24 protein-coding genes are annotated in these 25,109 nt (G+C 73.5%); 9 read left to right on the top strand and 15 right to left on the bottom strand.

What is annotated here, in order from left to right:
- Window positions 1-12: 12 nt before the first annotated feature.
- Complete coding sequence (locus ACFKCF_RS44385; protein ID WP_394501395.1) at window positions 13-2,574, top strand: protein kinase; 2,562 nt, start codon at window positions 13-15, stop codon at window positions 2,572-2,574.
- Here ACFKCF_RS44385 and ACFKCF_RS44380 read toward each other — a convergent pair.
- The 4 genes from ACFKCF_RS44380 to ACFKCF_RS44365 all read right to left on the bottom strand — a co-directional run bounded on the left by ACFKCF_RS44380 (window position 2,553) and on the right by ACFKCF_RS44365 (window position 6,850).
- On the bottom strand, window positions 2,553-3,485 hold the full coding sequence (locus ACFKCF_RS44380; RefSeq protein WP_394501394.1) for a pirin family protein: 933 nt from the start codon (window positions 3,483-3,485) through the stop codon (window positions 2,553-2,555). The genes ACFKCF_RS44385 and ACFKCF_RS44380 overlap by 22 nt on opposite strands.
- Window positions 3,486-3,530: 45 nt before the next feature.
- A complete protein-coding gene (locus ACFKCF_RS44375) occupies window positions 3,531-4,652 on the bottom strand; it encodes an MBL fold metallo-hydrolase (RefSeq protein WP_394501393.1) in 1,122 nt (373 codons plus the stop codon).
- Between the two features lie 162 nt (window positions 4,653-4,814).
- A complete protein-coding gene (locus ACFKCF_RS44370) occupies window positions 4,815-5,552 on the bottom strand; it encodes a DUF3152 domain-containing protein (protein ID WP_394501392.1) in 738 nt (245 codons plus the stop codon).
- A 59-nt stretch (window positions 5,553-5,611) separates the two neighbouring features.
- The gene (locus ACFKCF_RS44365; protein WP_394501391.1) at window positions 5,612-6,850 is read right to left on the bottom strand and encodes an NAD(P)/FAD-dependent oxidoreductase; all 1,239 of its coding nucleotides are present in this window, start codon (window positions 6,848-6,850) and stop codon (window positions 5,612-5,614) included.
- A 183-nt stretch (window positions 6,851-7,033) separates the two neighbouring features.
- Between ACFKCF_RS44365 and ACFKCF_RS44360 the strand changes: the two genes are divergently transcribed.
- The gene (locus ACFKCF_RS44360) at window positions 7,034-7,930 is read left to right on the top strand and encodes a hypothetical protein (RefSeq protein ID WP_394501390.1); all 897 of its coding nucleotides are present in this window, start codon (window positions 7,034-7,036) and stop codon (window positions 7,928-7,930) included.
- Between the two features lie 39 nt (window positions 7,931-7,969).
- Here the strand turns inward: ACFKCF_RS44360 and ACFKCF_RS44355 are convergent, their stop codons facing one another.
- Window positions 7,970-8,533 carry a copper chaperone PCu(A)C gene (locus tag ACFKCF_RS44355; protein WP_394501389.1) on the bottom strand — a complete coding sequence of 188 codons (564 nt, stop codon included), beginning with the start codon at window positions 8,531-8,533 and terminating at the stop codon, window positions 7,970-7,972.
- A 351-nt stretch (window positions 8,534-8,884) separates the two neighbouring features.
- Here ACFKCF_RS44355 and ACFKCF_RS44350 point away from each other — a divergent pair, with 351 nt between their 5' ends.
- The gene (locus ACFKCF_RS44350) at window positions 8,885-9,883 is read left to right on the top strand and encodes a LacI family DNA-binding transcriptional regulator (RefSeq protein ID WP_394501388.1); all 999 of its coding nucleotides are present in this window, start codon (window positions 8,885-8,887) and stop codon (window positions 9,881-9,883) included.
- Between the two features lie 97 nt (window positions 9,884-9,980).
- On the opposite strand, the gene ACFKCF_RS44345 is transcribed toward ACFKCF_RS44350, so the two are convergent.
- Both ACFKCF_RS44345 and ACFKCF_RS44340 read right to left on the bottom strand, forming a co-directional pair.
- On the bottom strand, window positions 9,981-10,412 hold the full coding sequence (locus ACFKCF_RS44345) for a type II toxin-antitoxin system PemK/MazF family toxin (RefSeq protein WP_394501387.1): 432 nt from the start codon (window positions 10,410-10,412) through the stop codon (window positions 9,981-9,983).
- 49 nt (window positions 10,413-10,461) lie between these two features.
- On the bottom strand, window positions 10,462-11,538 hold the full coding sequence (locus ACFKCF_RS44340) for an epoxide hydrolase family protein (RefSeq protein WP_394501385.1): 1,077 nt from the start codon (window positions 11,536-11,538) through the stop codon (window positions 10,462-10,464).
- A gap of 51 nt (window positions 11,539-11,589) precedes the next feature.
- On the opposite strand from ACFKCF_RS44340, the gene ACFKCF_RS44335 reads away from it, so the two are divergent.
- From ACFKCF_RS44335 to ACFKCF_RS44325, 3 genes are read left to right on the top strand one after another with little or no spacing between them, the layout of a single operon-like run.
- Window positions 11,590-12,534 carry a helix-turn-helix transcriptional regulator gene (locus ACFKCF_RS44335; RefSeq protein ID WP_394501384.1) on the top strand — a complete coding sequence of 315 codons (945 nt, stop codon included), beginning with the start codon at window positions 11,590-11,592 and terminating at the stop codon, window positions 12,532-12,534.
- 4 nt (window positions 12,535-12,538) lie between these two features.
- Window positions 12,539-13,318 (top strand): acyl-CoA thioesterase domain-containing protein, encoded by a 780-nt coding sequence (locus tag ACFKCF_RS44330; RefSeq protein ID WP_394501383.1) that lies wholly within the window; start codon window positions 12,539-12,541, stop codon window positions 13,316-13,318.
- 35 nt (window positions 13,319-13,353) lie between these two features.
- Window positions 13,354-14,424, top strand: a complete 1,071-nt coding sequence (locus tag ACFKCF_RS44325) for a helix-turn-helix domain-containing protein (RefSeq protein ID WP_394501382.1) — start codon at window positions 13,354-13,356, stop codon at window positions 14,422-14,424.
- A gap of 27 nt (window positions 14,425-14,451) precedes the next feature.
- Here ACFKCF_RS44325 and ACFKCF_RS44320 read toward each other — a convergent pair whose 3' ends face one another.
- The 3 genes from ACFKCF_RS44320 to ACFKCF_RS44310 all read right to left on the bottom strand — a co-directional run bounded on the left by ACFKCF_RS44320 (window position 14,452) and on the right by ACFKCF_RS44310 (window position 17,079).
- Window positions 14,452-14,802: a VOC family protein gene (locus tag ACFKCF_RS44320; RefSeq protein ID WP_394501381.1), complete on the bottom strand. Its 351-nt coding sequence runs from the start codon at window positions 14,800-14,802 to the stop codon at window positions 14,452-14,454.
- 96 nt (window positions 14,803-14,898) lie between these two features.
- Window positions 14,899-16,323, bottom strand: coding sequence for an NADP-dependent phosphogluconate dehydrogenase (gene gndA, locus ACFKCF_RS44315; RefSeq protein WP_394501380.1), 1,425 nt, complete (start codon window positions 16,321-16,323; stop codon window positions 14,899-14,901).
- A 63-nt stretch (window positions 16,324-16,386) separates the two neighbouring features.
- Window positions 16,387-17,079: an HAD family hydrolase gene (locus ACFKCF_RS44310; protein WP_394501379.1), complete on the bottom strand. Its 693-nt coding sequence runs from the start codon at window positions 17,077-17,079 to the stop codon at window positions 16,387-16,389.
- Between the two features lie 24 nt (window positions 17,080-17,103).
- On the opposite strand from ACFKCF_RS44310, the gene ACFKCF_RS44305 reads away from it, so the two are divergent.
- The 3 genes from ACFKCF_RS44305 to ACFKCF_RS44295 all read left to right on the top strand — a co-directional run bounded on the left by ACFKCF_RS44305 (window position 17,104) and on the right by ACFKCF_RS44295 (window position 21,239).
- Window positions 17,104-17,742 (top strand): SDR family oxidoreductase, encoded by a 639-nt coding sequence (locus ACFKCF_RS44305; RefSeq protein WP_394501378.1) that lies wholly within the window; start codon window positions 17,104-17,106, stop codon window positions 17,740-17,742.
- A 13-nt stretch (window positions 17,743-17,755) separates the two neighbouring features.
- Window positions 17,756-18,673 (top strand): aldo/keto reductase, encoded by a 918-nt coding sequence (locus ACFKCF_RS44300; protein ID WP_394501406.1) that lies wholly within the window; start codon window positions 17,756-17,758, stop codon window positions 18,671-18,673.
- An 82-nt stretch (window positions 18,674-18,755) separates the two neighbouring features.
- Window positions 18,756-21,239, top strand: a complete 2,484-nt coding sequence (locus ACFKCF_RS44295; RefSeq protein ID WP_394501377.1) for an ATP-dependent Clp protease ATP-binding subunit — start codon at window positions 18,756-18,758, stop codon at window positions 21,237-21,239.
- A 103-nt stretch (window positions 21,240-21,342) separates the two neighbouring features.
- On the opposite strand, the gene ptsP is transcribed toward ACFKCF_RS44295, so the two are convergent.
- Genes ptsP through ACFKCF_RS44270 form a run of 5 tightly spaced genes read right to left on the bottom strand, consistent with a single transcriptional unit; the run spans window position 21,343 to window position 25,109 of the window.
- A complete protein-coding gene (ptsP, locus tag ACFKCF_RS44290) occupies window positions 21,343-23,094 on the bottom strand; it encodes a phosphoenolpyruvate--protein phosphotransferase (RefSeq protein ID WP_394501376.1) in 1,752 nt (583 codons plus the stop codon).
- The gene (locus tag ACFKCF_RS44285) at window positions 23,087-23,368 is read right to left on the bottom strand and encodes an HPr family phosphocarrier protein (protein WP_394501375.1); all 282 of its coding nucleotides are present in this window, start codon (window positions 23,366-23,368) and stop codon (window positions 23,087-23,089) included. The genes ptsP and ACFKCF_RS44285 overlap by 8 nt, the downstream gene beginning before the upstream one ends.
- A 10-nt stretch (window positions 23,369-23,378) precedes the next feature.
- Window positions 23,379-24,383 (bottom strand): zinc-dependent dehydrogenase, encoded by a 1,005-nt coding sequence (locus tag ACFKCF_RS44280; RefSeq protein WP_394501374.1) that lies wholly within the window; start codon window positions 24,381-24,383, stop codon window positions 23,379-23,381.
- Window positions 24,380-24,808: a PTS sugar transporter subunit IIA gene (locus ACFKCF_RS44275; RefSeq protein ID WP_394501373.1), complete on the bottom strand. Its 429-nt coding sequence runs from the start codon at window positions 24,806-24,808 to the stop codon at window positions 24,380-24,382. The genes ACFKCF_RS44280 and ACFKCF_RS44275 overlap by 4 nt, the downstream gene beginning before the upstream one ends.
- Window positions 24,801-25,109, bottom strand: a complete 309-nt coding sequence (locus ACFKCF_RS44270) for a PTS lactose transporter subunit IIB (RefSeq protein WP_394501372.1) — start codon at window positions 25,107-25,109, stop codon at window positions 24,801-24,803. Before ACFKCF_RS44270 ends, ACFKCF_RS44275 begins: the two co-directional genes overlap by 8 nt.

Raw genomic sequence — 25,109 nt, 5'->3', positions numbered from 1 at the left:
CATAATGCGCCCATGCCGCCGATAACTGAACTCAGAGCAGGAGATCCCTCCGGTCTCGGAGGCTACGAGATCCGGGGACGGCTGGGAGAAGGCGTTCAGGGTGTCGTCTATCTGGGCGTCGACGAGCAGGGGAGGCAGGCGGCCGTCAAATGGCTGCGGCCTGAGCTGGCAGGTGACGGGGCGGCGGCGGAGCGGTTCGCCAGGGAGGTGGCGGCGGCGCAGCGGGTGGCGCCGTTCTGCACCGCGAAGGTGCTGGACAGCGGCGTGTACGAGGGCCGCCCGTACATCGTCAGCGAGTACGTGGACGGCCTGGCGCTGGAGCGCGCGGTGCGCGAGGAGGGGCCGCGCACCGGGCCCGCGCTGCACCGGCTGGCCATCGGCACCGCCACCGCCCTCGCCGCCATCCACCAGGCCGGCATCGTGCACCGCGACTTCAGCCCCGGCAACGTGCTGCTGGGCAGCGAGGGGCCCAGGGTGATCGGGTTCGGCATCGCCAGGGCGCTCGACGTGACCTCCGGCGACACGACCGTGCCCGTGGGCGATTCGGCGTTCCTGGCGCCCGAGCAGCTCCTCGGGGATCCCGCCGGGCCGGCGGCCGACCTGTTCGCCTGGGCGTGCACCATCGTCTTCGCGGCCTCCGGCGCGGGGCCGTTCGCGGCCGGCAACCTGCCCGCGACCGTGCAGCGCGTGCTCAACGCCGAGCCGGACCTGGGGCGGTTGACGGGCACGTTGCGGGAGCTGGTCGCGGCCTGCCTGTCCAAGGACCCCGGCCGGCGGCCGACTGCCGAGCAGGTGATTCACCGCCTTCTGGAGCACCCGACCTCGAACCCGGACGCCCTCCACCAGGCCGCCGCCGCCCTCGGCGGGCCCTCTCCGACGGTTGGTCCCCCTTCGGACGCACCTCCTACGGGCGGCGCGCCATCGGCGGACGGCGCGTCTTCGGCTGGTGGCGGGTCGCCGGTGGGTGGCGGGTCGCCGGTGGGTGGCGCGGCGTCATCGGGTGGCTGGCCTCCTCCGGCGGGTGGGACACCTTCGGCTGGTGGTGGGTCGCCGGTGGGTGGCGCGGCGTCATTGGGTGGCTGGCCTCCTCCGGCGGGTGGGGCGTATTCGCCGGGGGTGGGGCCTTCGGCGGGTGGGGCGTCTTCGGCTGGTGGCGGGTCGCCGGTGGGTGGCGGGGTGCCGTCTGGTGGTGCGGGCTCGGCTGGGAGTGGGGGGTCTGCGTGGCAGGTGCCTGGCGGTGATCGGGCGGCTGGGTCGGGGCCGCAGGTGTGGGCCGGGCAGCCGCCAAACCCTCAGCCGCCGTACCCCCAGCCGCCGCACCCTCAGGCGTCGTATCCTCCGTCGCCCCCGCCGCCGGGTCAGTATCGGCCGTTGGGTGGGGATCAGCCGCCGCCGCCCGGCGGGCGGCCGGGGTTCGAGCCGCCCGCCCCCTTCCAGCAGCCGGGCACACCGCCCAGGGGCATCCCGTACGGGAGCCCGCCCCCGCGCCCGTCCGGCAGCCGGAGGAACTGGGTGATCGGCGCGACCATCGCGGGCGTGGCGCTGGTGGCGGCGATCGCCATCGTCGTGGTGGCCGTCATCAACCTGCCGCCCAAGCCGCAGGCCCTCCCCACACCCGGTCCCGCCACCACCACGGCGTCCCCGAGCCCCACAGTGTCCCCGGTCCCGACCGCGAACCTCACCCCGGTCCGGCTCCCCGACACCGACACCACCGTGTACGAGAGCCCGGACGACCCGGTCAGGCTGACGACGTACATGGTCAGGGACCCCAAGTCCAAGGACTGGGTGTACTACGCCCGCGACTCCCTGACGGGAGGTTTCACGAAATATCGGGACCAGTGGGAGAGCATGCTCTCCCCGGACGGCCGCTACCTCGCCCAGCGCGGCAAGAACTTCATCGACAACCACGACTCCGTGGAGATCACCGACAAGACGACCGGCGAGCGGTTCTCGGTCAAGACCTCGCGGCAGCCGCTCAGCGCGTACATCCAGGCCTGGTCCCGCGACAGCACCCGCGTGCTGGTCAACGTCGGCAACCCGGTCAAGGACACCTGGCAGTCGACCGGGTTCGCCATCGTGGACGTGACCACCAGGAAGGCCACGGTCGCCTCGCTCAGGGAGAGCTCGCTGAAGAACATCAGGTACGGCTTCGACGACACCGACACCGGCGTGGTCGCCATGTCGATCGACGCCGAGCAGCAGGCCCTGCGCTTCTTCGACGCCGGCGGCCTGCGCGTCCGCCGTATTCCGAACGTGGGCGCCGGCATCGCCGACGAGCTGTTCTCGCCGTCGGGCAGGCTGTTCGTCACCGACTGCCCGGGCCTGGACAGCGGGAACAACTGCGTGTACGACAGCCGGACCGGCGCGGAGGTCAGGCGGATCGAGTCGCCCTGCGGCGGCCTGGCCGCCTGGTTCGACGACGATCACCTGCTCTGCTGGGTGCGCCCGGACGGCACCGCCGACAAGCAGCAGGTCCAGGTGATCGACTTCACCGGGAAGGTGGTGCGCCTGCTGGCCGAGGTCCCGACCGGGGGTGAGAACCTCGAGGTCGTCTACACGTTCCGCAAGGGCTGACGTACCCGCCCGCGCGGCTTCAGCCGGGTGGTGGGCAGGACGGGCGCGGGCAGCGGCGCCCCGTCGAACCCCTCGACGGCGCCGAACCCCTCGCCCTCCATCCAGTCCTTCCGGAACGCGGCGATCTCGTCGTGGGAGCGGCCGACGAAGTTCCACCACATGACGATCTCCTCGCCGAAGGGCTCGCCGCCGATCAGCAGGGCCCGGCCGCGCCCCGACAGCCGCAGCGCGGACCGCCCCGGCGGCAGGTACACCAGCGGCCCCGGCTCCAGCTGCTCGACCGCGCCGTCGAGCAGCAGCACGCCGTGCTCGAACCCGGGCGAGAGCGGCACCTCGCACGTGCCGTCCACCGCAATCTGGGCCCCCACCAGCGGGCTGAACGCGGTGGCGGGCGATTCGACCCCGCCGAGCGACCCCATGACGACGATCGCCTCGAAGCCGGGCCCCGCGAGCACGGGCAGCGCCGGATGGTGTTCGAACGCGGGCCCGGTGTGCCGGTGCTCGCCGGGCAGCGCCACCCACAGCTGCACCCCGTGCAGCACCGACTCCGGCGACTCCTCCGAATGGGAGATGCCCCGGCCGGCGGTCATCAGGTTCAGCTGGCCGGGGCGGATCTCCTGCAGGCTCCCCAGGCTGTCGCGATGCAGCACCTCGCCCTCGACCAGCCAGCTCACCGTCTGCAGCCCGGTGTGCGGGTGCGGCGGCACCCGCATCGTGGCGCGCTGCGGCCCGTAGGCGTCCACGAAGCACCACGCGCCGATCATGCGCCGGTGCACGCCGGGCAGCGTCCTGCTCACCATCATCGCGCGTGGCCCGCCCAGCGGCACCTCACGCCCCACCAGCACCTCGCCGTCCTCGCCCGCCTCGGCGCCGCAGCGGATCTCCTGCGGGTCAAGCTCCAGGTTGCTCACGCCACGACTGTACGGGCAGCGGGGGCGCCGTGGGCGGGCAGGGGTTCAGCTCAGGATCTCCCACCAGCCCTCCACCACCTGGGCGGCGGAGGTGTCCACGGCCTCGCCGGGCCGGGGCACGACGATCTTGACGTCTCGTGCCTTGGACTCGCGCCACAGCCGTTCCACCGGCTCCGACCACGGGTGCAGGGCCAGCGTGAAGGTCGCCCAGTGGACGGGGAGCAGCAGCGAGCCGCCCAGGTCGAGATGGGCGTTGACGGCCTCCTCCGGGTTCATGTGGATGTCGGGCCAGGCGGGGCTGTAGGCGCCGATCGGCATCAGCGTCAGGTCGAACGGCCCGTGCTGCGACCCGATGCCCCGGTAACCCTCGAAGTATCCGGAGTCGCCCGCGTAGAAGACCCGCTTGTTCGCCCCGGCCACCACCCAGGATCCCCACAACGTGTCATTACGGGTGAAGGCCCGGCCGGAGAAGTGCCGGGCCGCCGTGGCGACGAAACGCAGCCCCGCCACCTCGGCCTCCTCCTCCCAGTCGAGCTCGATGATCCGGAACGCCGGCACGCCCCACCGCTCCAGGTGCGCCCCGATGCCCAGCGGCACCAGGAGCGGGGCCTTCTGCGTCCTGATCAGCGAGCGCACGGTCGCCAGGTCGAGGTGGTCGTAGTGGTCGTGGGAGATCGCGATGGCGTCGACCATCGGCAGCTCGCCGAGCTCGACGGGCACCGGATGGTGGCGCTTGGGGCCGACGAACTGCGAAGGGGAGGGCCGATTGCTCCACACCGGGTCGAACAGCACCCGCTTGCCCTCGATCTCCACCAGCGTCGAGGCGTGGCCGTACCAGATCGCGCGCAGCCCGTCGGCGGGCGGCGGGCCGGACGGCGGGACGCGCAGCGGGATGGGACCCGCGGGGCGGCGCTGCTCCTTGTTCTTGGCCAGCTCGCCGAGCAGGCCGGCGGGCGGGGCCGTCATCATGGTGGTCGGCTCCGGCATCGGGTTGAAAAACGTGCCGTCCCTGAACTGCGGCGAGCGGCGCATCCGCGCCGCCCGCTCCGGCCCCGACGTCAGAGGCCGTACGCCCAGCTCGGCGGGGACCTCGCGCAACGCCCAGCCCGCAGCCGCCAGGGCCACGCCACCCGCGAGGACCCGCCGTGCCGTACGCATTCCTGCCATCAGCCACACTCCCCTGGAAAGTCTGTGCATCCCGCTCAACCGAGCGGGATTCCCCGGTGTTCCCGTCCTAAGATATATCGCGATAGGTCAGGCCGCTTCGATCGCTTCGCCGGCGCTCCCCGGCCCGCGGCGACCTCATCGACCGGAAGAACCTACCGGTCGTCATCCCTGCGCCTCGCGGCAGCCCCCGTCGCGATCGGACGGGGTGTCGTCGCACCCGGGTTCACGGCCTCGATCGGGGAACGGCCACGGGTTGGGGCGGCAGCGGCCCAGCGACTTCGACTGCTGGGTCATGACGGGGGCGAGCCGCCCGGGACCGGGACAGGCCTCGTGGCCGTGCCCCAGGCTGTGCCCGACCTCGTGGCTGATCAGATAGGCCCGGTACGCGGCCAGGTCGCCGCGATACTGCGGGACGCCCTTCGCCCAGCGCAGGGCGTTGATGATCGAGCGGGTGCCGTTCCAGCAGGACAGCTCTCCACCGGTGCGCAGGGGCCGGCACTGGAGGGTGGTGAGCAAGGGGCTCGACAGGGCGACGCGGACGTGCACCGGGCCGTGGTCGACGCGCTCGAAGCGCGCCCAGCCGCGTACGTCGTTGAGCACCCGATGCACGTCGGCGGCGAACACCACGGGGTCGAACGGCAGGCCGGACTCCACCTCCACCAGGTACCGCACCACCTTCCCTGACCCTGGCCGGGCGGGCGCGCCGCCGGGCACGACCGTGTACCGGCCCGAGGCGGCGTACGGGACCCACACTTCCTTGGCGGGCGGCCGCTTGGCGACGCGCTTCCTGGGGGTGGGGGAAGGCTGGATCGGGGAAGGCGCGGGCACGGGGACGGGCGGCGCGGAGGCGCAGGAGCTCACCAGCAGGAGCAGCGTCAAGAGTGCGAGCAGCGGCAACACGGCCTCCCCACGGCGTCACGGTGGGGAGGAATCCGATGTTACGTGAGTGCTTGCTGGGATTATCCGACGGCGGGCGCGTAGGGCGTGATGTCGATGGGCGGCTCCTCGCCCAGGGCGAGCGCGGCGGCGATCTCGCCGGTGAACGGGCCGGCCGTCAGCCCGTACGCGCTCAGGCCCGTCGCCACCACCACGCGCCCGGTCAGCGGCCCGATGAGAGGAGAGCCTGGGGCGTACACGGGGCGCAGGCCCACCCTGGTCTCCGCGACGGTCGCGTTGAACAGACCGGGCGCCACCCGCAGCCCCGCCTGGATCACCTCGTCCAGCCCGCCCAGCGTGACCCGCGGGGCGAACCCCACGTCCTCCACGGTCGCCCCGATCACGACGCGGGAGTCGGGGAAGCCCAGCAGGTACGGTCCGACCCTCGGCAGCACGATCGGCCACCACGCGGTGTCCACGCCCTCCAGCGTCACGTGCATGATCTGCCCCCGCCGGGGGAACACCGGCAGCTCCACGCCCAAGGGCCGGCACACCTCGCCCGTCCAGGCGCCGGCGGCCACGATCACCATGTCGGCGTCGAGCGGCTCGCCCTGACCGGCGAACCGGCGCGCCCCCATCGGCGCGGGAGGCTCGGCCGCCCGCGCGACGGGCGCGCCCTGGCGCCAGGACCCGCCCTGGCCGAGGGGCTCGTCGGGCACGCCCGCGGCCGCCTGGGCCGGGATCCACGGCTCGCCCTCGGCGGGCGCCTCGCCGGCCAGGGCGTGCACGAACACCTCACCGCCCGGCGTCAGCCGCGCGGCGCCCACGCGTACCTCCGCCCCCTGTACCACGGCGGCGCGCAGGAGCTCGTCGCGGACCGAGCAGCCGTCCACGCGCGCCGCGCCCGGCACGAGGATGGCGCTCAGGTCGTCGGACAGTGGCGGGAACAGCTCGGACGGGGTCGCCACGTCGATGACGTCGCCCATCTCGGGCGCGCCGGCGTGCCGGCGGCGCAGCAGGGCGCGCACCGGCTCCAGGTCGGCCGGATCAGCGGCGACCAGCAGCGCGCCCACCTTGGCGTAGCCGATGTCCTCGCCCAGCGCCTCCACCAGCCCCGGGTAGCGGCGGGTGCCCTCGCGGGTCAGCCGGTACCAGTCGTCGTCCTCGGGGTGGTCCACCCAGGGGCACACGATGCCGGCCCCCGCCTGGGTGGCCTCGCCCGGATATCCGCCGTCCACCACGGTCACCGCGGCGCCCTGCCGGCTCAGGTAGTAGGCCGCGCTGGCTCCGACGATGCCGCTCCCGATCACCACAACACGCATGCGTCCCATGATCCCAGTCCGCCTGGCCTCGGCTGATACGGGGATCGCCCCCTTACCTACCGCATACCCCGGCGCGGGCCTCTCAGTGCTCGGGCCAGTGCTCGGGCCAGTGCTCGGGCCGGTGGTCGGGCCCGCCGTCCGGGCGGGGCTGGCGCGCGGGGCCCGGACGGCTATGGTCAGCGCATGGACGACGCCGTCACGAGGATCGACCTGCCGTGGCCCGCCCGGGTCGCCGCGTCCGACGGGACCACGGTCTGGTGCTCGGCGGGCGGCCGGATGCGGGTCTACACCGCCTCCGGCGCGCCGCTGGACGGCGGCGAGGCCGTGCGGCTGCCGGAGCTCAGCTCCCTGGCGGCGGTCCCGGCGACCGTGCCGCGCACGGCGGGCGTGCCGGGCACGTTGCCCGAGACCGTGGTCGTGCCCAGGACGTTCGCGGGGCCGCCCCATCTGGGCTCGTTGTCCGAAAGCCCGCTGCGGGGAACGCTGGCGGGGACCGCGGACGGCCGGGTCCACTGGCTCGACCCCGCCGGCGCCCCGCTGGCCGGCGCGCCCTTCGACGGCCGCGTGCTCGCGGGCGGCGGCGAGATCTGGGCCGTCGGCGGGGAGCGGGCACGCAGGCTGACCGCGCCCGGCGACCTCGGCGAGCCGGTGGAGTTACCCGGCCTCGACCAGTGCGCGGTCGAGGGCGAGCGCCTGTGGTGGACCTCGAAGGGGGACACCTGTCTGCGCGGCGGCCCGAGGGAGGTGGACCTCTGGACGCGCGAGCGCGGCGGCATGACCGTCTGCGCGGGCTCCCTGTGGATCAGCGTGGCGGGTGGTCTGGAGCGGGTGTCCGCCTGGTCGGGGGAGCCGCGCAGGTTCGTGAAGGTGCCGAAGGGGCCGGTGCCGTTCCTGGTCTGCGCGAACGGGGTGCTGGTGGGCGGGGACCGCGACCTGTTCACGCTGGCCCCGGCCGCGGGGGCCGCCCTGCGCGTGATCCGGCTGGGGCTGAAGGCCCGCCTGGCGCTGGTGGTCGCGGCCGGCAAGCACATCTGGGCCTTCCCCGCCGACCGCCCCCAGGCCCTGATCGTGCCGCTGTGAGAGCGCCGCCGGCCTCGGCTCGCGCTCCGCAAGGAGGGCTCAACTGTGGGCGGGGGTGGGCGATCCGGCTCCTCGTTCCAGCGGCAGCACCGGAATGCGCAAGGTGGTCGTACCGGTGGTGAAGCGGAAGGTGACGTCGATCGGAGTGGCTCCGAGCGGGCGGTGGATGCCGATGACCTCCAGATGTGGACGGCCCTGCCCTTGTTGAAGGGAGAGGGTGGCGCCGGCCGGGATCGTCACGTTGACGGCTTGCCGGGGAGCGGACGAGCTCGCGCGGTAGACGACGTTTTCGGCGTGCACGGTGCTCACGCCGTCGAGTTTCTGGGGCGTGTCGCTGTCGTTGACCAGGGTCAGGTACAGGCCCAGGTCGTCGCCGGCTTTCTGCTGAGCCATGGGCGGGGCCAGGATGTGGACGTGCAGCAGCCGCATGGCGCCGACCTGCCCGTCGACCAGGCCCTCCCGGTTGCGGGTGGACTGGGGCAGCGGGTGCGGGCGCTGGCCGGGGTTGCAGGCCGGGAGCAGCGCCAGCAGACAGGCCGCCAGGAGGAGTCGGAGCGTTGCCCGCCACCCCTCCGCTCGCAAGTCCCCGTGTGATGTCCTCATAGCGCGCTTCCATGTGATTCGCGGTGCTCTGGTCAGGCCGTTCCCCGGCGCGCCGAGTGCTGCCGTTCGACGGGCACGCCTTGCGCGGGAGCGAACCGTGCGCCGCGCAGGCCGGGTTTCCACGGCCGCACGTGGGCCCGCCATCGCGAGCGCCGCCTGCAGAGGGTTGACCGCAAGCACGATGTACCCAGATACCTGGTGGACAACCAGCGCCCCGGGGGCGCGGGGCTGCCCGGGCGGACCGCCGGCCTCCTCGGCCGCGGCCCCGGGACGGAGGTTGTCATCCGTAGTGCCGAACCCCTGGTCGAAGGCGTTATGATCATAGCGACGTCACGCCTGCGACGAGGAACGATGTCGAGCATCAAAGAGGTCGCCCGGCTCGCCGGGGTCTCCGTCGGTACGGTGAGCAATGTGCTCAACCGGCCCGACATGGTGGCCCCCGACACCCGGCTGCGGGTGCGGGCCGCGATCGCCCGCCTCGGCTATGTCCGCAACGGCTCCGCCCGGCAGCTGCGGGCCGGCCGCAGCCGGACCATCGGCGTGGTCGCGCTCGACCTGGCCAACCCGTTCTTCATCGACGTGCTGCGCGGAGTCGAGACCGCCGCGCAGCGGGCCGAGCTCACCGTCATGGTCTTCAACAGCAACAAGGACGCCGAGCGCGAGGCGGGGCTGCTGGAGACGTTCGAGGAGCAGCGGCCGCTGGGCGTCCTGATCACGCCGGTCAACGACAGCGGCGAGGAGGAGCGGTTGAGCCGGCTCGTCTCGCGCGGCATCCCGGTGGTGCGCTTCGACAGCTCGGCCCCGCACAGCCACGGGTGCGCGGTCGCGGTCGACGACGTGCTCGGCGGGCGGATGGCCGGCCGGCACCTGCGCGAGCGGGGGCACCGCCACATCGCCTTCGCCGGCGGGCCGTTCACCGTCCGCCAGGTGCGCGAGCGGCACGAGGGCCTGTCCGCCGTGCTCTCGCCGGACGGCCGGCTGACCGTCGTCCCCCTGCCCGACCTCACCATCGCCACCGGGCGGCTGGCCGGCGAGGAGATCGCCATCCGGCCGCCGTCCGAGCGGCCCACCGCGGTCTTCTGCGCCAACGACCTGGTGGCCATCGGGGTGCTGCAGGAGATGACGCAGCGCGGGCTGCGGGTCCCGGACGACCTGGCCATCATCGGCTACGACGACATCGACTTCGCCGCGGCGGCCGCCGTGCCGCTGTCGTCCATCCGGCAGCCGCGCGAGCAGCTCGGCCACACGGCGGCCCTGATGCTGCTGGAGGAGGCCAACCGGCCCGCCGGCCACGAGCACCGCCAGGTGATCTTCCAGCCCGACCTGGTGGAACGCGCCTCCACCAGCTGACCCCGACCCGCCGCGAGCCCGGCGGCCACCTGTACATCCTGCGGGCCCGGTCGTTCGCCGGTGGCGACGTGGGCGAGGGGGCCGGGTCGTGACGGGGTTACCGGCCGGCGTCCCAGCCGTAGGTCTTCATGAGCCGGGCCGCCACCCGCGCGAAGCGGTCGCCGTCGAGCACCGCGCCCTCGCGCCGGATGTCGTCCTCGTCCAGCACGAACACCCGGTCCAGCCGTACGTACGACGTCCGTCCGTCCCGGCCCCAGGCGCCGATCTCCAGCCAGTCGGGCCCGTCGTCGCCCTTGCTGGACAGCATCACGCCGAGGAGCCTGCGCCCGGTCCGGCCCACGATCAGCAGGGGACGGTCCTTGCCGCGGGACGGGTCCTCCTCGTAAGGCACCCAGGCCCAGACGATCTCTCCCGGGTCGGCCAGGCCGTCGAGGTCGGGGGAGTAGGACAGGGTGGCCGAGCCGCCGAGGGAGTGGATCTCGCGTACCGCGCCCCGGACGGGCCGGGGGTCCTCACCTAGATCGCGCATTGGGGGAGCCTACGGCGGCGCGCCGCCGAAATCCAGCCGGGTGGGGTGTTCACAGCCCCGCGAAGAAGGTCCTGATGTCGGCGGCCAGCAGGCCGGGGGCCTCCAGGGCGGCGTAGTGGCCGCCCGTCGCGAACTCCGACCAGTGCACCACGTTGTGCGCCCGCTCGGCGTAGCGCCGGACCGTGCTGTCCCCGGGGAAGACCGCCACGCCCGTCGGGGTCCTGCCCGGGGCGTCCGGCACCGCCCAGTCGCCGCCGCTCTCCCGGTAGATGCGGGTGGAGGATCCGGCGGTGCCGGTGAGCCAGAGGATGGTGACGTCGGTGAGGACGTCGTCGGCGGCCACGCCGCCCGCGTCCCGCCCCCAGGAGGCGAACGCGTCGAGGGTCCAGCCGAGCAGCCCGGCCGGCGAGTCCGCCAGCGCGTACGCGAGCGTCTGCGGCCTGGTGCCCTGGAGGGCGGCGTACCCGGAGAACTCCTTCTGCCACCGCTCGACGCCCCGGGCCCGCTCCATCTCGGCCTCGGTCAGGCCCGACATGTCGTCGGTGACGAACGCGGTGAGCGCGTTCACGTGCACGCCGGCCACCCGTTCGGGGGCCAGCCGCGCCACGGCGGGAGACACCAGGGCGCCGAAGTCGCCGCCCTGGACGCCGTACCGCTCGTAGCCGAGCCGCGCCATCAGCTCCACCCAGGCGGCGGCGACCCGCCGCACGCCCCACCCCGGCTCCGTCGTGGGGCCCGAGAACGCGAACCCCGGGACGGACGGGATGACCAGGTGGAAGTCCCGGCTGAGCGGCCCCGCGAGGCGGGAGAAGTCCGCGAACGTGCTGGGCCAGCCGTGCGTCAGCAGCAGCGGCAGCGCGTCGGGCCGGGGCGAGCGCACGTGCGCGAAGTGCACGCACTGCCCGTCGATCACGGTCGTGTACTGCGGCAACGCGTTGAGCCTGGCCTCGTGCGCGCGCCACGAGTAGCCGTCGAGCCAGTACGCGGCCAGCTCGCGCACCGCTCCGGGCGGCACCCCGTACGACCAGCCGACCCCGTCGAGGGCGTCGGGCCAGCGGGTGCGCTCCAGCCGCTCACGCAGGTCGTCGAGCCAGTCCTGGGATATGTCGATGACGAATTCGTCCATGACCGCCACGCTAGGAGCCATTGTGGCCAGGTTCGGGCCACAATGGTGTCCGTGTTGGACACCTCGGCGAGATTGCTGCGCCTGCTGGCCCTCCTGCAGGCCCGGCGCGAGTGGTCCGGCGCCGAGCTGGCGGAGCGGCTCGGCGTCGCCCCCCGCACGATGCGCCGCGACGTCGACCGGCTGCGCAGCCTCGGCTACCCGGTCCACTCGGCCCCCGGCGTCTGCGGCGGCTACCGGCTGGGCGCCGGCGCGCAGCTGCCGCCGCTGCTGCTCGACGACGAGGAGGCCGTGGCGGTCGCGGTCGGCCTGCGCACCGCCGCGAACGGCACCGTGACCGGCATCGAGGAGACCTCCCTGCGCGCGCTGGCCAAGCTCGAACAGGTCCTGCCCGCCCGCCTGCGCCACCGGGTCAACACGCTGCAGCGGCACACCGTACGCATCGACCGCGAGGGCCCCACCGTGGACGGCGACGTGCTCACCCGCGTCGCCGCCGCCTGCCGCGACCACGAGCAGCTCCGCTTCGACTACACCGGCCACCGGGGCGAGAGCGCGCTGCGCAGGGCCGAGCCGCACAGCCTCGTCACCAAGGGCAACCGCTGGTACCTGGTCGGCTGGGACGCCGACCGCGGCGACTGGCGCACCTACCGGGCCGACCGGATGCGCCTTCGGACCCCGAACGGCCCCCGCTTCGCGCCGCGCGAGCCGCCCGCCGCCGACGTCGCCGCCTGGGTGCAGCACCGCCTGGCGCACGAGATGTGGCCGTACGAGAGCCGCTTCCTGCTGCGTGCCCCCGCCGAGCGCGTCGAGGGCCGGACGGCGGGCACCGTCGAGCCGGTGGACGAGCACACCTGCCTGCTCACCCTGCGCGGCGACGACCTGCGCACGATGGCCATGGTGGTGGCCTTCCTGGACGTGGACTTCGAGGTGCTGGAGCCCGTGGAGCTGAAGGAACACCTGCGTGCTCTCGGTGAGCGGCTGATCTCCTCTAGAATCTGATTCTGTGTCAGCCTTCTTCACGCAGAAGAAGGGCGAGCTGGTGCCCGCGCCGCACGCCCGAGGTCCCTGGTCCCCCGACATGCTCCACGGCCGCCTGCTCGGCGGGCTCGCCGCCCGCGCCATCGAGCGGCGCTACGCCCAGCCGGGGCTGCACTTCGCCCGCCTGACGGTCGACCTGTTCCGCAACAGCCCGATGGTGCCGGTCACGGTGGAGACCTCGCTGGTCAGGGCCGGGCGCAGGATCCTCGTGGCCGACGCGGTGATCATCACCGAGCAGGGGGTGATCGGGCGGGCCGGCGCGGTGCTGCTGCGGCAGGGGGAGCAGCCGGAGGGGGAGCAGACGTTCGTCACGCCCCCGTGGGACACGCCCGCGCCCTCCGGGGCTCCGGTCGACGGGCAAGCCACCTGGAAGCCCCCGTTCGACCTGTGGCGCGTGACGGAGTGGGCGGCGCCCGGGCCGGGGCGGGTGTGGCTGCGGGAGTCGTATCCGCTGGTGGACGAGGAGCCTTTGACGCCGTTCGTACGCGCGGCGCTGGCCGCCGACTTCGCCAGCCCGCTGAGCAACTCCGGGGTGGAGGGGCTGCGCTTCATCAACGCCGACTACACGCTGACGCTCGCCCGGCTCCCGTCCGCGGAGCTGATCGGCGTCGAGGCCACCGGCCACCTGTCCGCCGACGGGGTCGCCACGGGGCAGGTCACCATGCATGACGCGAGCGGGCCGTTCGGGTTCTGCGTGGTCACGGCGCTCGCCAACACGATCGGCATCGGCGGCCGCCAGTCCTGACGGGATTGTCGTACCCGCGGCGTAACGTTCGGCGGGTGCGTTCAGCTGTGCGTCTCGCTGCCGGTGACGGGTTCCGCCTCGATGCCGTGACCTGCCTCGACGACCATCGCGGGTGGTCGGCGGCGGAGCTGGGCTCCGGGCACCGCCTGGTGCTGGTGCGCCGCGGCCTGTTCCGGCGCAAGGCCGACGGCCGGGCCGCCGTGATCGAGCCGGCGATGGCCTACTTGGGGGTGCCCGGCGAGGAGGAGCACTTCGCCCACCCGGCGGGCGGCGACGTGTGCACCTCGGTGTCCCTGACTCCCGAGCTGTGGCGCACCCTCGCCGGCGAGGGCACGCCCACCCGGCCGACCCTGTACGTGGACGCCCGCCTCGACCTCGCCCATCGGCGGGTCGTCGCGGCGGCGCGGGGCGGGGACACGGCTTTCGAGCTGGCCGAGTCCCTGCTCTCCCTTATCGGCACCACGCTGGCCCAGCTTTCCCCGGCCCCCACCCCGGCCTCCTCGGGCTCGCGTGCCACCGAGGCGTCCGTTCCCGGGACGGCCGGCGACCCGGGGTCGCCCGCCCTCGGGCCGGACAGTCCCGCAGCGCCGGGTCCTGGGCCGGGCGGCCCGATGCCCGGCCCCCGGCCGGGCGGCACCGATACCGACGCCGCCGGGCCGGGAGCGTCCTCGGCAGGTGATGCGAGAAGGGATCGGGGCGCCGGGAAGGCGCATGCGGCCGAGGGGAGACCTTCCCCGGCGGGCCGCTCCCGGGGCGGCGGCGTGCCGAGATCCGGTGCGGCGATCGCCGACGCCGCCCGGGAGGCCATCGCCGCCGATCACCCGGCGGCCGGTGGGCTGATGTCGCTGGCCGGGCTCCTGGCGGTCTCGCCGTACCAGCTCAGCCGGGCCTTCACCCGGGAGCTGGGCGTCTCCCTGACCCACTACCGCAACCGGGTGCGGGTGGGCCGGGCGCTCGACCGGCTGGAGGGCGGCGAGCCGAGCCTGGCCGGGCTGGCCGCCGACCTCGGCTTCGCCGACCAGGCCCACCTCACCCGTACGATCCGCCGGCACGTCGGCCACACCCCGGCCGCACTGCGCCGGCTGCTCACCCCCCACGCTTCCTGAACGAGAACGCGAGGGGGACCGAACGAGTCAGCTGCCCATGAGGCAGAAGGGGTGGCCTTCGGGGTCGAGGAGCACGGTCCAGTCGCTGCCGCCCGGCTGGAAGCCGGGCACGGTGGCGCCGAGCTCGGCCAGCTCCTTCATGGCGGCCTCGACGTCGGGGACCGTGAAGTCGAGGTGCGCGCGCTTCCCGCTGTCCGGCCAGTCCGGGCCCCGGTAGCCGTCGATCCGCTGGAAACCGACGGGGACCGGACCGCCCTCAAGGGTGACGAAGGCGGGGTCGTCCGAGGTGATCCGCCAGCCGGTGGCCCGGGCGTAGAAGGAGGCCAGGGCGGCGGGGTCGGCACAGTCGATGACGATGGAGGTGAGTGTCGCTGTCATGCGCCCAGCCTGGCGGCGGCGGGGCGGCCGGGTCTTGAACATCCTTGCACCACCGCCGGCCGCGCTCCGGCGCGGACGGCGGTGGTGGGGTGCGGGTCAGGCCGGGTGTTCGGCGCGGTCGCCGGACCAGTCCGTGTGGAAGGAGCCCTCCTTGTCCACCCGGCGGTAGGTGTGCGCGCCGAAGTAGTCGCGCAGTCCCTGGATCAGCGCGGCCGGCAGGCGGTCGCGGCGGAGGCCGTCGTAGTAGGCCAGCGCCGAGGAGAAGCCGGGCGTGGGCACGCCGATCTGCACCGCCGTGGTCACCACGCGCCGCCAGGCCTCCTGCCCCGCGTCCAGCGCGGCCGCGAAGGTCGGGTCGGCCAGCAGCGTCGGCAGGGCCGGGTTGGCGTCGTACGCGGCCCGGATCCGGTCCAGGAACTTGGCGCGGATGATGCACCCGCCGCGCCAGATCGTGGCCATGGCCCCCAGGTCGAGGTCCCAGCCGTACTCACGGGAGGCGGCGGCCATCTGGTCGAAGCCCTGCGCGTACGCGACGATCTTGGACGCGTACAGGGCCTGCCGCACGTCCTCCACCAGCTCGCGGCCGCCGACGCCGGAAAGGGCGGGCCCCTGCAGGGACGCGGCGGCAGAGCGCTGCTCCGGGTGGCCGGACAGGGCGCGGGCGAAGGTCGCCTCGGCGATGCCCGTCACCGGCACGCCCAGGTCGAGCGCGCTCTGGACGGTCCAGCGTCCGGTGCCCTTCTGCTCGGCCTGGTCCACCACGACGTCCACGAACGGCTTGCCCGTCTCGGCGTCCACCTGGTCGAGCACCTCGGCGGTGATCTCGATCAGGTAGGAGTCCAGCTCGCCCCGGTTCCACTCGCGGAACACCGAGGCCAGCTCGGCCGGAGTCGCGCCCAGGGCCTGGCGCAGCAGGTCGTACGACTCGGCGATGAGCTGCATGTCCGAATACTCGATGCCGTTGTGGACCATTTTCACGAAATGTCCGGCACCGTCGGGGCCGACGTGGACGCAGCACGGCACCCCTTCGACCTTGGCCGAGATGTCCTGCAGGATCGGGCCGAGCGCCTCCCACGACTCCTTCGAGCCGCCCGGCATGATGCTGGGCCCGTTCAGCGCGCCTTCCTCGCCGCCCGAGATGCCGGTGCCGACGAAGTGCAGGCCGCGCTCGCGCAGCGCCGCCTCGCGCCGCCGGGTGTCGTCGAAGTGCGCGTTGCCGCCGTCGACGATCATGTCGCCCGGCTCCATCAGGTCGGCGAGCTGGTCGATCACCGCGTCGGTGCCCGCCCCCGCCTTCACCATGATGATCGCCCGCCGTGGCCGCTTCAGCGAGGCCACGAAGGCGGCCAGGTCCTCGGACGGGACGAACGTGCCCTCCCCGCCGAACTCCTTGACCAGCTGCTGGGTGCGCCCATATGTGCGGTTGTGCACGGCTACCGCGTATCCGTGCCTGGCCAGGTTGCGGGCCAGGTTGCGCCCCATGGTGGCCAGGCCGGTGACGCCGATGTCTGCCAAGTCCATCTCAAGCTCCTTTGTGGGGGATACGCATGATCCAGCCCGGTGGTTCCAAGGGATATTCCAACATCAGTCGGACTGCCGGACACCCAGCTCGTCGAGCCTGTCCAGCATGTCAGCCGGATCGGCGTAGACCCTGAAAGCGCCGGCGCGTTCGAGCTCGTCCCTGCCGTACCCACCGGACAGCAGCCCGATGCCCAGCGCGCCGGCCCGGCGGGCGGCGAGCAGGTCCCAGACGCTGTCGCCCACCACCATGGCATGCGCGGGGTCCACCTGGACCAGTGCGGCGCCGGCCAGGAACAGGTCGGGGTCGGGCTTCGCCCTGCGCACCATGTCACGCGTGATCATCGGGGTGTCCTCCGGCAGGCCCAGCATGCCCAGCGCGAGCCGCGCCGTGCGGGCGTACCCGCTGGTGGCGATCGCCCACGGCACGCCGCGCGAGGACAGCTCCGACAGCAGCTCCGCCGCGCCGGGCAGCGGCCGGACGGAGCGGACCTGCTGCTCGTACGCCTCCATGTGCGTGGTCTGCAGCTGGTCGATCTGCTCCCGCGTCAGCTTCAGCCCCGTCTCGCGCAGCAGCGCGCTGACGAACAGCCCGCCGCTCATGCCGATGCGCCGGTGGATCCGCCACACCGACAGGTCGATCCCCATGCTCGACAATGCCTGCCGCCACGCGATGACGTGCTGGTAGACGCTGTCGATCAGGGTGCCGTCCAGGTCGAAGAGGAACGCGGGCGTCGGGGCCTCCGGAAACTCGCTCATGGGTCCATGACACCATGAGGGACTATGCGGATCATCATCGCGGGTGGTCACGGGAAGATCGCCCTGCGCCTGGAGCAGCGGCTCAAGTCCGGCGCGGTCGGCATCGTACGCAATCCGGCGCATGTCGCCGAGGTCGAGGCCACCGGAGCCGAGGCCGTGGTGTGCGACCTGGAGCGGGCGGCCGTCGAAGAGGTGGCGGCGATCACCGAGGGCGCCGACGCGGTCGTCTTCGCGGCCGGAGCCGGTCCCGGCAGCGGCGCGGCCCGCAAGGACACCGTGGACCGGGCCGCGTCCGTGCTGCTGGCCGACGCCGCCGAGCGCGCGGGGGTGCGGCGGTTCATCCAGGTCTCCTCCATGGGCGCGGGCAAACCGCCGCGGGGCGGCGACGAGGTCTGGGCCGCGTACATCAAGGCCAAGACCGAGGCCGAGGAGGACCTGCGGGCCCGCGACCTCGACTGGACGATCCTGCGGCCCGGGCGGCTGACCGACGAGCCCGGCACGGGGCTGGTGCGGCTGGCCCCCGAGGTCCCGCCGGGGGCGGTGCCGCGTGACGACGTGGCCGCCGTCATCTCGGCCCTGCTCGAAGCGCCCGGTACGGTCCGCAGGACCCTGGAACTCGTCTCCGGGGAAACGCCCATCAAGACCCTCCTTGGGACAGAGTGATTTCTGTGACTGAATACCGCGTACTTGGACGTACTGGACTCAAGGTCAGCCCGCCGACGTCTACGCCCAGGGCCAGTCGGAAGAGTTCGTCGGCCAGGCGCTCGCCAAGTCGGGCAAACGCGACGACGTGGTGCTGGCCACCAAGGTCCACGGCGTCATGGGCGAAGGCCCCAACCAAGGGGGCAACTCCCGCCGCTGGATCATCCAGGAGGTCGAGAACAGCCTGCGCCGCCTCGGCACCGACTGGATCGACCTCTACCAGATCCACCGGCCCGACCCGGCCACCGACATCGAGGAGACCCTCGGCGCGCTCACCGACCTCGTACGGCAGGGCAAGATCCGCTACATCGGCAGCTCCACCTTCCCCGCGCACCAGATCGTCGAGGCCCAGTGGGCTTCGGAGCGGCGCTCGCTCGAACGGTTCGTGTGCGAGCAGCCGCCGTACTCGCCGCTCGTCCGCGGCATCGAGGCCGACGTGCTGCCCGTGGCCGAGCAGTACGGCATGGGCGTCATCGTGTGGAGCCCGCTGGCCGGCGGCTGGCTGAGCGGCCGCTACCGCAAGGGGCAGGAGCAGCCGCATACGCGCAGGGCGTCCCGGCTGCCCGAACGGTACGACATGACCAAGGAGGTCAACCAGCGCAAGCTGGACGCCGTCGAGCAGCTCGCCGTGCTGGCCGAGCAGGCGGGCATCACGCTGGTCGAGCTGGCGATCGCGTTCACGATCAGGCACCGGGCGGTGACCTCGGCCATCATCGGGCCGCGCACCATGGAACACCTGGAGGGCCAGCTCACGGCCGCCGACGTACGCCTGAGCGACGACGTGCTCGACAGGATCGACGAGATCGTCCCGCCGGGCGTCACGCTCAACCCCGCCGACCGGGGCTGGCAGCCGCCGGAGCTGGGCGACGCGGGCCTGCGCAGACGTCCCTGACCAGGGCCCAGGCTTTGCCTCGCGCTGGGTGTGACGTTCGGCATCCGCGGTAGGAGTCCCCCGAATCGAGGGGGGACATGCTATGTCGTTTTTCGGCGGGGACCCGTTCAGAGGGTTCGAAGAGCTCACGGGCCGGGTGTTCGGCGGCATGGAGACCTGGCCGCCGACCCGGCCCGGCGTGCAGCGCGTGGACGTCGGCCGGCTGCTGTCCGCCTCTGCGAGGGAGGTCCTGGCGCGGGCCATGGACGCCGCCGGTCAGCGCGGCGCCCCCGACCTGGACGTGCTCGACATCCTCGACGCCCTGACGGAGGACGACGCCGTCCGCAACACGCTGCGCACGGCCGGGGTGGACGTGGGCCGGGTGCGCGACCGCATCGACGAGGTGGCCGGGCCCGGCGAGGCCGGCGAGCCGCCTGCCACGCTCTCACCGGCCGCCAAGAGGGCCATCCTCGACGCCCAGCGGATCTCGCGTGCCCTGCGGTCGTCGTACATCGGGCCCGAGCACCTGCTGCTCGCGATCGCCGCGCGCCCCGACTCCAGCGCCGCCCGGATCCTCCAGGATCAGGGCGTCTCCGCGAACGAGCTGCAGGAGGCCATGATGGGCGTCCCGCGCAGAGTCGACGGCGAGACGCGAGGCCAGAGCGACACGCCGACGCTCGACGAGTACGGCAGGGACATGACCGAGGAGGCCAGGCAGGGCAGGCTCGACCCGGTCGTGGGCCGCGAGGAGGAGATCGAGCAGGCCATCGAGGTGCTGTCGCGCCGCACCAAGAACAACCCGTGCCTGATCGGCGAGCCGGGCGTCGGCAAGACCGCGATCGTCGAGGGCATCGCCCAGCGCATCGTGAACAACAGCGTCCCCGACACGCTGAAGGACCGGCGGGTCGTCGGCCTCGACCTGACCGGCATGGTGGCCGGGACGAAGTACCGGGGCGAGTTCGAGGAGCGCATCAAGAAGGTCATCGACGAGGTGCGCGCGCACTCCGACGAGATCGTCGTCTTCATCGACGAGGTCCACAACCTGGTCGGCGCCGGCGCCGCCGAGGGCGCCATGGACGCGGCCAACATCCTCAAGCCCGCCCTGGCCCGCGGCGAGCTGCACGTCATCGCGGCCACCACGATCGACGAGTACCGCAAGAACATCGAGAAGGACGCCGCCCTCGAACGCCGCTTCCAGCCCATCCTGGTCGCCGAGCCGACCGTGGAGGAGACGGTCGAGATCCTGGCCGGGCTGCGGGACGCCTACGAGGCGCACCACCAGGTCCGCATCACCGACGAGGCGCTCGACGCGGCCGCGAACCTGTCCGACCGCTACGTCTCCGACCGGTTCCTGCCCGACAAGGCCATCGACCTCATGGACCAGGCCGGCGCCAGGGTGCGGCTGCGCTCGCGCACGCCCGGCGCCGACGTGCGGGAGCTGGAGGAGCGGCTCGACGCGCTGCGCCGGGACAAGGACCAGGCCGTCTCCGCCGAGGACTTCGACCGGGCCAAGGACCTCACCACGCAGATCGACAAGATCAGGCCGGAGGTCGAACGCGCCAGGCACGGCACGGACAGCGTGCCCCTGGTCACGGTCGAGGACATCGCCGAGATCGTCTCCCGCCGCACCGGCATCCCGGTCACGCAGCTCACCCAGCAGGAGCGCGAGCGCCTGATGCGCCTGGAGGAGCACCTGCACGAGCGCGTGATCGGCCAGGACGAGGCCGTCACCGCCATCGCCGAGGCCGTGCGCAGGGCGCGGGCGGGCCTGAAGGACCCGAACCGCCCGATCGGCAGCTTCCTGTTCCTCGGCCCGACGGGGGTCGGCAAGACGGAGCTGGCCAGGGTGCTGGCCGCGGCGCTGTTCGGCGGCGAGGACCACATGGTGCGCATCGACATGAGCGAGTTCCAGGAGCGGCACACGGTCTCCCGCCTCATCGGCGCGCCGCCCGGATATGTCGGGTACGAGGAGGCCGGCCAGCTCACCGAGGCCGTCCGCCGCCGCCCGCACGGCGTGATCCTGCTGGACGAGATCGAGAAGGCTCACCCGGACGTCATGAACATCCTGCTGCAGATGCTCGACGACGGCCGCCTCACCGACGGCCAGGGCCGCACGGTCGACTTCACCAACACGATCGTCATCATGACCAGCAACATCGGCGCCCAGCTGATCCTGGATTCGCCGGGCGACGTCAAGGAGCTCGAGGACCGGCTCATGGACCTGCTGCGGCACTCGCTCCGGCCGGAGCTGCTCAACCGCATCGACGAGACGATCATCTTCAAGCGGCTGGAGAGGGAGCAGCTGCGCCAGATCGTGGACCTGATGCTGGAGCGCACCCGGCAGCGGCTGCGCGGGCAGGGCATCACGCTGGAGGTCACGGACGCGGCCAAGGACTGGCTGGCCGAGCGCGGCTACCAGCCCGAGTTCGGCGCCCGGCCGCTGCGCCGCACGGTGCAGCGGGAGGTGGACAACCGGCTGGCCACGATGCTGCTGACCGGCGAGGCCGAGGAGGGGGGCAGGGTGTCGGCGGACGTCGAGGGCGACCACCTCACCTTCCGCGCCACCGCCCCACAGCCCACCACCTGACCGCTGGTGTCCTTCGGGGGAGGCGGGCGGCCTCCAGGGGGAGGTGGCGGCCTTAGCGGGGAGGTAGGCGGCCGTCGGTGCCGGGGGCCGAGCCGGTGGGCGGTCAGGCGCGGGCCGCGGTGGCGCGTTCGCGGCATTCGGCCAGCGTGAGGCCCGCCAGCGCCTCGCGTACGGCGGGTACGCACACCGGGGCCATGGACAGGCTGGTCACGCCGAGCCCCACCAGCAGGGGCGCGAGCAGCGGGTCTCCGGCCGCCTCCCCGCACACCCCGACCGGTTTGCCCGCCTCCTGCCCCGCCGCCGCGCACATGGCGATCAGCTCCAGCAGCGCGGGCTGGCGCGGGTCGAGCAGGTCGGCGAGGGCGGAGTGCTGGCGGTCGGCGGCGAAGGTGTACTGGGCCAGGTCGTTGGTGCCGATGCTGAGGAAGTCCACCGCCTGCAGCAGCCGCCCGGCCCGCAGCGCCGCCGCCGGGACCTCGATCATCGCGCCCACCCTGGCGATGCCCTTGGCACGGGCGCGCCGCGCGAACCCGGTCGCCTCCGCCATCGTGGTGACCATCGGCGCCATCACCCACGCCTGCGCGCCCGTCTTGCGGGCCGCCTCGGCGATGGCGTCGAGCTGGGTGTCCAGGACGTCCGGCAGCAGCCGGTCCACGCGCAGGCCGCGCACGCCGAGGGCCGGGTTCGGCTCGCCGGGCAGGCCGAGGAAGGGCAGGGGCTTGTCGGTGCCCGCGTCGAGCGTCCGCACGATCACGCTCTCCGCCTGGGCGAACACTTCCGCGGACGCGGCCACCTGCTCCTCGTACGCCGGCGCCGTCGTACGGTCCAGGAACAGGAACTCCGTCCTGAACAGCCCGACCCCCTCGGCGCCCGGCCGCAGGTCCTCGGCCGAGCCGATGTTGAGCAGCAGCTTCACCGGGTGACCGTCCGCCGTACGGCCCGGACCCCGGCCGGCCGCCAGCCTGGCCCGCTCCGCGCGGTCGGCCTCCTGGACCTCGGCCGCCTCCTCCTCGGTGAGGCCGACGGCGAGCTCGCCGGTGCCGCCGTCCACGCCGACCACGGTGCCGTCCGGGACGTCCATGATCCCCTTGCAGGCCACCACGGCGGGCAGGCCCCTGCCGCGGGCCAGGATCGCGGTGTGGCTCGTCGGCCCGCCCCGCTCGGTCACCAGCGCCAGCACGTCCGGGCCCAGGCCCGCGGTGTCGGCGGGGGAGAGGTCCTCGGCCACCAGCACGTACGGGTGGCCGGGGGAGGGGAGCCCCGGCATGGGGAGGCCGAGCGCGAACGCCACGGCCCGGTGTTTGAGGTCGTCGAGGTCGGCGGCGCGCTCGGCCAGGTAGCCGCCGAGCGCGGCCAGCGTGTCGCGGTGCTGCGCGAAGGCCGCGTCCAGGGCGTGGGCGGCGTCCATGCCCGCCCGGGCCCGCTCCTGGGCGTCCTCCAGCAGCATCGGGTCGTCGGCGATCATGGCCAGCGCCTCGAGGATGTCCGCCGCCTCCCCTGAGGCGTCGGCGGCGCGGCGGTTGAGGTCGGCGGCGACCGCCTCCAGGGCAGCGGCGACGGCGGACGCCTCGGCGGCGGGGTCGGTCCCGGAGTCGGTCCGGGGGCCGGTGGCGGCGTCGGTGCCGGGGCGCGGCGGGGGCAGCGTCGGAGGGGCGGCCATCCGCATCACCGGCCCCGCCGCCCGCCCCCGGCTGACCCCGAGGCCGATCAGGCGCCCGCCGGCACCCGCCCAGGGACCGCTGCCCGACGGGGCCAGGTCAGGACGGCCGCTGTCCGACGGGGCCGGGTCGGGACGGCCGCTGCCCGGCGGGGCCGGGTCGGGACGGCCGCTGCCGGGAGGGGTCGGGTCAGGCATCGAGGGCCTCTTCCGCGTCGAGGTCGCGTGAGAGCAGCGCCACCAGCGAGTCCAGCGCCTCCTCCGCCCCCGGTCCGTCCGCCTCCAGCGTCACCTCAGCGCCGTGCGCGGCCCCCAGCGACAGCACGCCGAGCATGCTCTTCGCCGGGACCGCCTTCTCCCCGAGCCGCACAGTCACCGGCACCCCCAGCCGCGCCGCCGCCTGCACGAACAGCTTGGCCGGCCGGGCGTGCAGGCCGCTGGCAGAGGCCACGATCACCGTTCGCTGTGCCATCTCGAACCTCCTAGGGCTCAATAGTGACCTTGATGGCCGCGCCCCTGCTGACGAGGTCGATCCCGTCGAGCGCCCGGGGCAGCGGCAGCCGGTGGGTGATGAGGTCGGACACCACCACGTCCCCCGAGGCTACGAGCCGCAGCGCCTCGGCGTTGTGGGCGGGACTGGAGCCGTTGGCGCCGACGATGGTCAGCTCCCGGTAGTGCACGAGGTTGGAGTCCAGGGTGACGAGCGGGTCGTCCTTGGGCAGGCCGCCGAAGAAGCTGATGCGCCCCTGCCGGGCCGCCATCCGTACCGCCTGCGCCTGTGCCGCCCCCGAGGCCGCCGCCGTGATCACCACGTCGGCGCCGCGCCCGCCGGTCAGCTTGAGCACCTGCTCGACCGGGTCCGCGTCGATCGCCGCGTCCGGGCGTACCAGCTCGGCGGCCATCGCCAGGCGCTGCGGGTTGACGTCCACGAGGAAGACGCGGGCGGCGCCGCGGGCCCGCGCGAGGCGTACGTGCAGGCAGCCGATCGGGCCCGCGCCCATCACCACCACGTCGTCGCCCGCCCCCACGCGCGCCAGCGACTGCCCGTTGAGCACGCAGGCGAGGGGCTCGGCCACCGACGCCTCGGCGAAGCCGACGCCCGGCGGGATGGCGTTGACGCCGTTCACGGCCAGCACCTTGGCCGGGATCACCATGTACTCGGCGAAGCCGCCGTCGTAGTGGTAGCCCATCGACTCCTGGTTCGGGCAGACGGTCAGGCGGCCCCGCCGGCACTCCGGGCAGGTGCCGCACGGGATCGCGGCGATCACCTGCACCCGCTCGCCCGTGCCGACGACCTCGCCGGCGATCTCGTGGCCCATCACGCGCGGCGGCCTGATGTGGTGGTGCCCGAACTTGAGGATCTTGGCGTCCGTGCCGCACGTCGAGCAGTTCCGTACGCGGATCTTCAGCTCGCCGGGCCCGGCGACGGGCTCGGGCGCGTCCTCGATCCGGATGTCGCCGGGAGCGTGGAATCTGGCGACTTTCACGCTGTGAGCTCCTTCATCACTTGTGAGACTTCGGTGGCCTCGCGCAGCGTCCTGGCGCGGTCGGGGTCGAGCAGGATCTCGGCCAGGGCTGCCAGCAGCGGCACGTGCCCGTCATTCTTGGCCGCGATGCCGACGCAGAGCGTGACCTGCTCGCCGTCCCAGTCGACGCCGCCGGGGAAGCGCACCACGCAGATGGCGTCGCGCCTGACGTCCTCCTTGGAGGCGTTGGTCCCGTGGGGGATGGCCACGCCCTCGCCGACGTACGTGGAGATCGTCCGCTCCCGTTCGAGCATCGCCTCGACGTACGGCTCCGCGACCGCTCCCACCTCGACCAGCGCCCGCCCGCACCGGCGGATGGCCGCGGCGCGGTCGGGGGCGCTCTCGTGCAGCAGCACGGCCCGCGGGTCGAGCAGGCCGTCACGCATCGACGGTGCCGCCGTTCTTGATGGTGTTCACCAGCCGGGTCACCGCCGGGTCACCGAGGAAGATCTGGAACGGGACCAGGACCTTCCCGGGGGCGGCGGCCCTGGCGCGGGCGGCCAGCCCGGCGTGGCACAGGACCACGTCGGCGTCGTCGGGGATGGAGTTGACGGGTGTGTGCTCGACGCTGACGCCGGTGTCCTTGAGCTGCTTGCGCAGCGTGGAGGCGAGCATCACGCTGCTGCCCATCCCCGCGTCGCAGGCCACGATGATCTTGTGGATGTCCTTGCTGTCGATGCCGGCCAT

The organism is Nonomuraea sp. JJY05, from assembly GCF_043496855.1.
Lineage (GTDB): Bacteria > Actinomycetota > Actinomycetes > Streptosporangiales > Streptosporangiaceae > Nonomuraea.
The sequence above is the reverse complement of the archived record's forward strand: the minus strand, read 5'-3'. Positions and strand labels throughout refer to the sequence as shown.